Here is a 7,278-nt window from a genome sequence, read left to right as displayed (position 1 = left end):
AGGCCGGCGAGGAAGTCGTCGGCGACGACAGCCAGACGCAACAGCTCGCGGCTGGTGCGGGGTGCGTCGCTGGCCTTGTCCCGTGCGCGGAGGCGGCGTACGAGGGCCCGCAGGTCGCCGGCATCGAGCCCACCGAGTGGCGAGAGCAGCAGGGACTCGATCCGACCCGGGTCTAGGAAGTCGGGCGAGTCGGGATCGGCGTTGTCGAGGTTGACCACCGCGCGGAGCCCGTCGAGCAGCGGCAGCACGGCCGGGTCGCGCACCAGCGCCACGTCGTCGGCGGCCACCTCGACCGGCACCCCGGCCGCGGCCAGGGCGCGGCGCAGCGGCGGGATCGAAGCCTGGCCGGACCGGACCAGCACCGCCATCTCGGACCAGTCGATGCCGTCCTCGAGGTGGGCGCGACGCAGCAGGTCGGCGAGGTGCTCGGACTCGGCGCGATCGGTGTCGAAGGTGTGGATCTCGACCCGGCCGTCGCCGTGCGGACCGGGCACCGCCTCCGGGGAGAGGAACGCCTGGCGGGCGTCGGCACCGATGCTGCCGGTGAGCGGCAGGCGGGCGGCGATGCGGCCCGCGCACAGCAGCAGCCGCGGGCCGAATCGGCGGGTGCGGCGCAGCACCAGGACCGGAGCGCGCTCCCCGGCCGACGTGGGGAACTGCCCGGGGAAGTCGAGGATGCCGCGCACGTCGGCGCCGCGGAAGCCGTAGATGGACTGATGGGGGTCGCCCACGACGGTGAGGTTGCGCCCGTCGCCCGCCAGGGCACGCAGCAGCGCCACCTGGCCCGGGTCGGTGTCCTGGTACTCGTCGACGAACACGTGGCTGAACCTGGCCCGCAGCTCGTCGCGGTGGGTCTCGGCGGTGATGACCGCACGCCGGATCAGGTCGGGGTAGTCGGTGGCGCCGAGGTTGTCGAGGATCGTGAGGTACTGCTCGAGGAACAGCCCGGCCGCGACGAACTCGGGCAGGCCGTTGGCGGCACCGAGCGCGGCCAGCCCGGCCGGGTCGAGGCCCTTCTCCCGGGCCCGCGACAGCACCGCGTGGACCTCCCGGGTGAAGCCGCGGGTGCCGAGGGCGCTGGTGAGCGACTCGGGCCAGGCGACCGCCTCGGGGTTGTCGCTGAGCAGCTCGCGCAGCACCACGTCGGCCTCCGGGGCGGAGAGCAGGCGCAGCGGCGCGTCGTAGAGGTCGAGCGGGCTGTAGGCCCGGATCAGCGAGTAGGCGAAGGAGTGGAAGGTGGAGCAGGTCGCCGCCGAGGTGGTCCGACCGACCCGTGCGGTGACCCGGTCACGCAGCTGCTCGGCCGCCTTGCGGGAGAACGTCAGGGCCAGGACCTGGTCCGGATGGACGCCGCGCTCCTCGATCAGCTCGGCGATGGCCTCGACCATCGTCGTGGTCTTGCCGGTGCCGGGGCCGGCCAGCACGAGGAGCGGACCGCCGGCGTGGTCGACGACCGCCTGCTGGTGCTCGTCCAGCGTGGGCGGCTCGACGACCGCCGCGCTCGCCCGGACGAGGCGGTAGCGGGTGCTGGGCGTGGGAGTCGCGGCCATGGCTGCACTCAAACAGACAGCACCGACACCGTGGTCAACGCCTCACACTCCTGAGGCGCGCTCGTTGTAGATCCCGGCCTGTTCCTGGCCGCTCAGCTCGGCGATCGCCGACATGATCGTGTCGGTGAGCTCGCGGCGGGCGCGGCCCGACGGCACCCCGTCGTAGCCCGCCGGCGAGATCGGCGCCCCGAACGCGACGCTCACCGGCTTGATGCGCGGCAGGGTCGCATCGATCGGCTGCACGTCCTGCGTGCCCTTCAACCCCACGGGCACGACCGGCGCCCCCGCACTGAGCGCCAGGTGCGCGACACCGGTGCGCCCGCGGTAGAGCCGCCCGTCGCGGGAGCGGGTGCCCTCCGGATAGATGCCGAAGGCCTCGCCCCGTCCGAGCACCTCGAGTGCGGTGTCCAGGCTGGCGATGGCCGACTTGCTGTCGTCGCGGTCCACCGGCAGCATGCCGAGGCCCTCGAACCACGCCCGCACGAGGGCGCCCTTGATCCCGGTGCCGGTGAAGTAGTCGGACTTCGCCAGGAACACCACCTTGCGGGGCACCACGACCGGGATCATCGTGCTGTCGATGAAGCTGAGGTGGTTGCTGGCCAGGATCACCGGCCCCGAGCGCGGGACGTGTTCGAGTCCGGTGACGGTCGGGCGCCAGATCGCCCGGGCGACTGGCGGGACGACGCGGTGGACCAGGGCGAAGAACATGGGTCCAGTGTCCCCTAGGACGACGGGGACGCCGACGGCTGTCTGAACTGCATGCCCACGACGAGCACCAGCACCACCAGCACGGCCACCGCGAGCGGCCACATCAGCGAGTCCGGGTCGTCGAGGACCACGACGGCGGCGTAGGCGACAGGGGCCGCGATGTAGGCGAGCAGCCCGCGGCGTACCCACGCCACGACCAGCCGTCGGTCCAGCCCTGCGCGTGCGGGTCCGTACGCCGCCAGCAGCCCGGCGACGTGGGCGCCGGACAGTGCCAGGGCAGCCAGCAGGATGCCCGGCCGGACGGGATCGGGCACCGCGAGGGCCCACCACGCCATCACGGACACCAACGCGACCGGCCCCGCGGCAAGCTCGGGGAACATCGCCCAGAGCACCGAGCAGGTGACCACGAGCCCGACCACGACGAGGCCCGGTCGCACCGGTGCGACGACCAGCGCCACCACCGGCAGCACGGCCACGAGCGCCCGGCAGGCGACCTGGCTGCGGCTCCACGTCCGCCATCTCGTCATCGGGCACGCACCCGAGGAACCTGGCCGCGCCGCGCCTGCTGACGCAGCACGACGTCGACCGTGCCCGGCCCGCGCCAGGGCACGATCGGGCAGCCCAGGGAGGCGAGACGCTCGAGCATGAGGTCCCGCTCGAGCATCCGCATGCGCCACGCCAGCCCGGCAGCGGAGGTGGGGCCACCCAGCTCGTCCAGGTCCCGCGCGACGAGCGTGTCGATGACCACGACCGCAACGCCGCGCGCGGAGAGCAGTGCGGTCGCGTTGACGACGGGCGCGTGCAGCATGGTGGAGAGCACGTAGACGACGCAGCCGCCGGTGACACCGAGCTCGAGTGTCTCGTCCGGCACCGTCGCCGTGTCCGGCACCACCCGGGTGAGGGTGCCGGTGATCCGGTGGAGGTGGCGCGGCCCGCTGCCGAACGGCACCCGCGCGTCACCGGGGCCGACCACGCGCATGCCGACCCGGTCGCCACGGCGGACGTGGTGGTCGGCCAGCGCGGAGGCGGCACGGACCGTGAGGTCGAGGCTGCTCGCCCGGCCGTCGACCCCGCCCGAGACCCCGATGTCGCGCAGGGAGTCGACCACCACCAGCACCGACGCGTCCTGCTCGGCCCGGGTGGTGACCACCTGGAGCTCGCGGGTGCGCAGGGACACCGGCCAGCTGATCCGTCGCAACCGGTCGCCCGGTGCGAACGGCCGGATCCCGGCGAACTCGGTGCCGCTGCCGACCCGTCGCGACCTGTGGGCACCCACCAGGCCGTCGGGCTGGGGCGCCTCCGCCGTCGAGTCGTACGCCGCAGCCAGCGGCCACACCGTCAGCTGCTGCGCCCCCAGCCGCTCCGGCCCCCAGCGGTAGCCGCACCACGCGCTGGTGAGGGCCACCTGCTCGTCACCGACCTGCGGCCGTCCCCAGCGTCGCGCACCGATCTCGACCACGCTGTCGGCGGCGTCGCCCGTCAGCACGCTCAGCGCGCCGGAGGCCGGCCTCGCCACTACGTACGGTGCCCGCGCCACCACGCGGGTGACCTGCTCGGCCTCCTCGCCGTCCTCGACCTGCAGCGTCGAGGTGGTTCCCTGCCCCTCGGGCAGCCTGGTGGCTCCCAGCAGAGCCGTGACCCGAGGGGTCGACGACGGACGGCCGAGCAGACCGAGCACCACCGGGAGGACGAACGGCGCGGCGAGGATCGCGAGCGCCGGCGAGCCGGTCAGGGCCGCGCCCACCAGCCCGGCCGCGGCAGCCACGGTGGCGCGACTCAGCGCGGGGGTAGGCGTCCACACGGTCATGGGGTGATCACCGGTGCTCCAGCGCTCCTGGCGCGGGCACGCTCGCCAGCACCGCCTCGACCACGCGGGCGCCGGACGCCCGGGTCATCCAGAGCTCGGGCTTCACGGTGATCCGGTGCGCCAGCACGGAGCTGGCGACGGCCTTGACGTCCTCGGGGATCACGTAGTCGCGGCCGCGGATCAACGCCCACCCACGCGCGGCCAGCACGAGGCCGAGGCTGCCACGCGGGGAGGCGCCGATCAGCACGTCCTGGTGCCCGCGGGTGGCGTCGGCGAGGGCCACGCAGTAGCGGCCGACGCTCTCATCGACCTGGATCCGCTCGACGGCCGCCTGGACGGCGCGGAGTCCGGCGGCGTCGGTGACGGCCTCCACCGAGACCTCCTCCCGCTGGCGTTCGAGCCGGCGTGCCACGACGTCGTACTCCTCCTGCGCGGTGGGATAGCCGAAGGCGACCCGCAGCAGGAACCGGTCGAGCTGGGCCTCGGGCAGCGGGTAGGTGCCTTCGTACTCGACCGGGTTGGCGGTCGCCAGCACGTGGAAGGGCACCGGCAGCGGGTGCGTCTCGCCCTCGACGGTGACCTGGCCCTCCTGCATGGCCTCCAGCAGCGCCGCCTGGGTCTTGGGCGGCGTCCGGTTGATCTCGTCGGCGAGGAGCAGTCCCGCGAAGAGCGGGCCGCGGCGGAAGGAGAACTCCGAGATCCGCTGGTCGTAGATGTAGGAGCCGGTGAGGTCGGCCGGCAGCAGGTCCGGGGTGAACTGCGCCCGCGAGAACTCCAGGCCGAGGGCCTGGGCGAAGGTCCGGGCAGCCAGAGTCTTGCCGAGCCCCGGAAAGTCCTCGATCAGCACGTGCCCCTTGGCCAGGATGGCGGCCAGCACGAGGCTCAGCGGCCGCTGCTTCCCCACCACGGCACGGCCGGCCTGGGTGAGGACCTGCTGGGCCACGGCGGTGGCCTCGGCAGCGGTCAGGGTTGCGTCACTCGTGGTCACGTGGCGTCTCGATTCGGGTCAGGTAGCGGTCGATGTCGGTGGCGCTGAGGCGTCGCGCCGGGCTCTCGGCCAGGGCACGCAGCTCGGGATCTCGCAGGTCCGGGTCGCGCCCGCGTGCCAGGTCGACCAGCAGGTTGCGCAGAGCCGGCCCGGGGTCACGGGCGGCGAGGTGGTTGGTGAGCACCCGGTGGTGGACGCTGTCGTCGGCAGCATCTGGCCTGGCGTACGCCGCCAGCGGGTCGTCCCAGGGGGCGTCCTCGACACCGAGGGCATCGAACGCCAGCCACAGCAGGACCACTCCGGCTGTCGCCATCAGCGCCCAGTCGCGCAGCCGGGGGTCGAAGTCGAGCGCCGTGAAGGCGACCTGGCCGCCGAGGACGACCAGCACGAGCGTGCCGAGACGCGACCCCCAGCTGCGCACCGTGCCGGACCGGGTCACGCCCGGTCCGCCCCGGGCCGCGCGCCCACCTGTGCCTGGATCTCGCGGAGTGCCGCGGCCGCCGCGGCCCGGTCGGACTCGTCGAGGTCGTGCTCGGAGAAGCGGGCCTCGCGATAGAGGTCCAGCAGCCGGCTGACCGGGCCCGAGTCGATGTCGGCCTGCTCGAGCATGCGCAGCGCGAACTCCGAGGAGGTCTCCCACGGGTGGCGGGCCAGCCCCGACTCCACGGCCTGCATCTCGAAGCGGTGCCAGCACGCGACGATCGCGTTGCGGGGCTCGCCGTCGAGCAGGAGGCGGAGCTGTTCCTCCGCGTCGAGGGCCATCGCCTTGCGGGCCCGCCGCGGGTGGCCGGGTGGGACCGTCTCGAAGTCGACGTCCGGCGCTACGTCGAAGTGGCGGCGCAGCCGCCAGGCCCTCGTGGCCCGCCGGGCCAGCCAGAAGGCCACGTACAGCATGCCGCCGAGGCAGAACAGCTGGATGGCGCCGCCGATCACGTTGGCGATGATCGAGGTGGCGGCGCCGTACTCCTGCTGCGCGACATCCTCGCGACGCTTCTCCCGGACCTGCTCGATCGGGGCCTCGCTGGTCGTGGTGGTCTCGCTGCTCGGCGTGGGTCCGGGGCCGGTGAACACGTGCGAGGGTCCGATCAGGGCGGCCCACCCGACGAGTGTCACCAGCAGGCAGGCGCCCAGGGTCGCGGCGACGACGCGCCACACCCCGGTCCATGCCTCCCCCTGAGTCATGGCGGGAGCCTAGCCCCGCGCGGCACCCGAAAGGGGCCGGCGGCCCCGCCCCCCACAGACGGAACCGCCGGGATCTCGGGTGCGACCGATCAGAGGATCGGGTCGAACGGCTCGGTCCCGTGCGCCAGCCGCAGGCCGGCGATCCCGGAGTGCTGCTTCGCGTAGGCGAGCTCGTGGGAGAAGTCCCCGATGTTGTTCGAGGCCGGCAGGGGCGCCAGGCCGAGCGTGGACAGGGTGCCGAGCGCGGCGCCACTGGCGTCGAGGAAGGCGCTGCCCGAGTCTCCGGGGATGCCCGGGGTCACGGTGTAGAGCGGGTGCGTCCAGCCACCGTCAGCCGCGTCCTGGCCGAGGCTGACCCCGGTCTTGGGCGAGAGCTGCTCGATGCCGCCGCGCAGGCCGGAGTTGCCGAAGCTGAAGACCCGGTCGCCCGCAGCGGTGCCGGTGGTGTTGATGCCGACGGGACCACCCCAGAAGGGGATGCTCGGGTTGACCGAGGCCACGTCGCCCGCGTTGACCCTCACCAGGGCGAAGTCGTTGTAGGCGCAGGTGTTGGCGTCTTTCTCGCCGAGCCTCTGCATCGTGTTCCAGGAGCTGTAGGCCAGCTTGCCGGCGCCGACACGGGTGCCTGAAGTGACGATGCTGCCGGCGCGGTTGAAGGTCACCTTGGTGCCGAGCGGCAGCGCACCGGCGTCACAGCCGTCGGTGTCGGTGGCCGCGCCGAGGCCGGAGCAGTGGGCTGCCTGGCCGACGTAGACCGACCCGGCGGCGTCGGTGAGCACGAAGTTGGCGGTGCACTGGCCCGAGCCCGCGGTGTTGGTCTGCACGCCGGGGGTGATCGTGGCCGTGCCTGCCGGAGCCCAGGCAACGGTGCGTCGGGCAGCGGAGGCGGCACCGGTGCGGTCGGCAGCGGAGGCGGCACCGCTGGTGACGGCCACTGCTGCGGTCAGGGCGACGCTGGCGGCCAGGGCAAGGATGCTGTGTGTGGGTCGCATGCGGGCCCAACGACGGGTGGCCCGAACGGGTTACGCGCGGATAGCCCGTTC

General features: G+C 73.5%; 8 protein-coding genes. All 8 read right to left on the bottom strand.

The annotated features are described in order from the left end of the window. On the bottom strand, positions 1-1,550 hold a 1,550-nt coding region (locus RMO85_RS03335), incomplete at its 3' end, for an ATP-dependent helicase (protein WP_310526457.1). Between the two features lie 42 nt (positions 1,551-1,592). Continuing rightward, a complete protein-coding gene (locus RMO85_RS03330) occupies positions 1,593-2,258 on the bottom strand; it encodes a lysophospholipid acyltransferase family protein (RefSeq protein ID WP_310526456.1) in 666 nt (221 codons plus the stop codon). Positions 2,259-2,272: 14 nt separating this feature from the next. Next, positions 2,273-2,785, bottom strand: coding sequence for a hypothetical protein (locus RMO85_RS03325; RefSeq protein ID WP_310526455.1), 513 nt, complete (start codon positions 2,783-2,785; stop codon positions 2,273-2,275). Beyond that, positions 2,782-4,065 (bottom strand): DUF58 domain-containing protein, encoded by a 1,284-nt coding sequence (locus tag RMO85_RS03320; RefSeq protein ID WP_310526454.1) that lies wholly within the window; start codon positions 4,063-4,065, stop codon positions 2,782-2,784. The genes RMO85_RS03325 and RMO85_RS03320 overlap by 4 nt, the downstream gene beginning before the upstream one ends. Before the next feature lie 7 nt (positions 4,066-4,072). Beyond that, complete coding sequence (locus RMO85_RS03315) at positions 4,073-5,053, bottom strand: MoxR family ATPase (protein ID WP_310526452.1); 981 nt, start codon at positions 5,051-5,053, stop codon at positions 4,073-4,075. After that, positions 5,040-5,492 carry a hypothetical protein gene (locus RMO85_RS03310; RefSeq protein WP_310526451.1) on the bottom strand — a complete coding sequence of 151 codons (453 nt, stop codon included), beginning with the start codon at positions 5,490-5,492 and terminating at the stop codon, positions 5,040-5,042. Before RMO85_RS03310 ends, RMO85_RS03315 begins: the two co-directional genes overlap by 14 nt. Next, positions 5,489-6,235, bottom strand: coding sequence for a DUF4129 domain-containing protein (locus RMO85_RS03305; RefSeq protein WP_310526450.1), 747 nt, complete (start codon positions 6,233-6,235; stop codon positions 5,489-5,491). The genes RMO85_RS03310 and RMO85_RS03305 overlap by 4 nt, the downstream gene beginning before the upstream one ends. Positions 6,236-6,324: 89 nt before the next feature. Next, positions 6,325-7,227 (bottom strand): hypothetical protein, encoded by a 903-nt coding sequence (locus tag RMO85_RS03300; RefSeq protein WP_310526449.1) that lies wholly within the window; start codon positions 7,225-7,227, stop codon positions 6,325-6,327. Positions 7,228-7,278: the final 51 nt, after the last annotated feature.

The organism is Nocardioides sp. (assembly GCF_031422975.1).
Taxonomy (GTDB): domain Bacteria; phylum Actinomycetota; class Actinomycetes; order Propionibacteriales; family Nocardioidaceae; genus Nocardioides.
Note: the sequence above shows the minus strand (reverse complement) of the source record. Positions and strands in the feature narration are given on the sequence as shown.

Coding starts and splice junctions, on each gene's coding strand:
- RMO85_RS03305 (WP_310526450.1), bottom strand. CDS start 6,235: ATGACTCAGGGGGAGGCATGGACCGGGGTGTGGCGCGTCGTCGCCGCG.
- RMO85_RS03300 (WP_310526449.1), bottom strand. CDS start 7,227: ATGCGACCCACACACAGCATCCTTGCCCTGGCCGCCAGCGTCGCCCTG.
- RMO85_RS03325 (WP_310526455.1), bottom strand. CDS start 2,785: ATGACGAGATGGCGGACGTGGAGCCGCAGCCAGGTCGCCTGCCGGGCG.
- RMO85_RS03330 (WP_310526456.1), bottom strand. CDS start 2,258: ATGTTCTTCGCCCTGGTCCACCGCGTCGTCCCGCCAGTCGCCCGGGCG.
- RMO85_RS03320 (WP_310526454.1), bottom strand. CDS start 4,065: ATGACCGTGTGGACGCCTACCCCCGCGCTGAGTCGCGCCACCGTGGCT.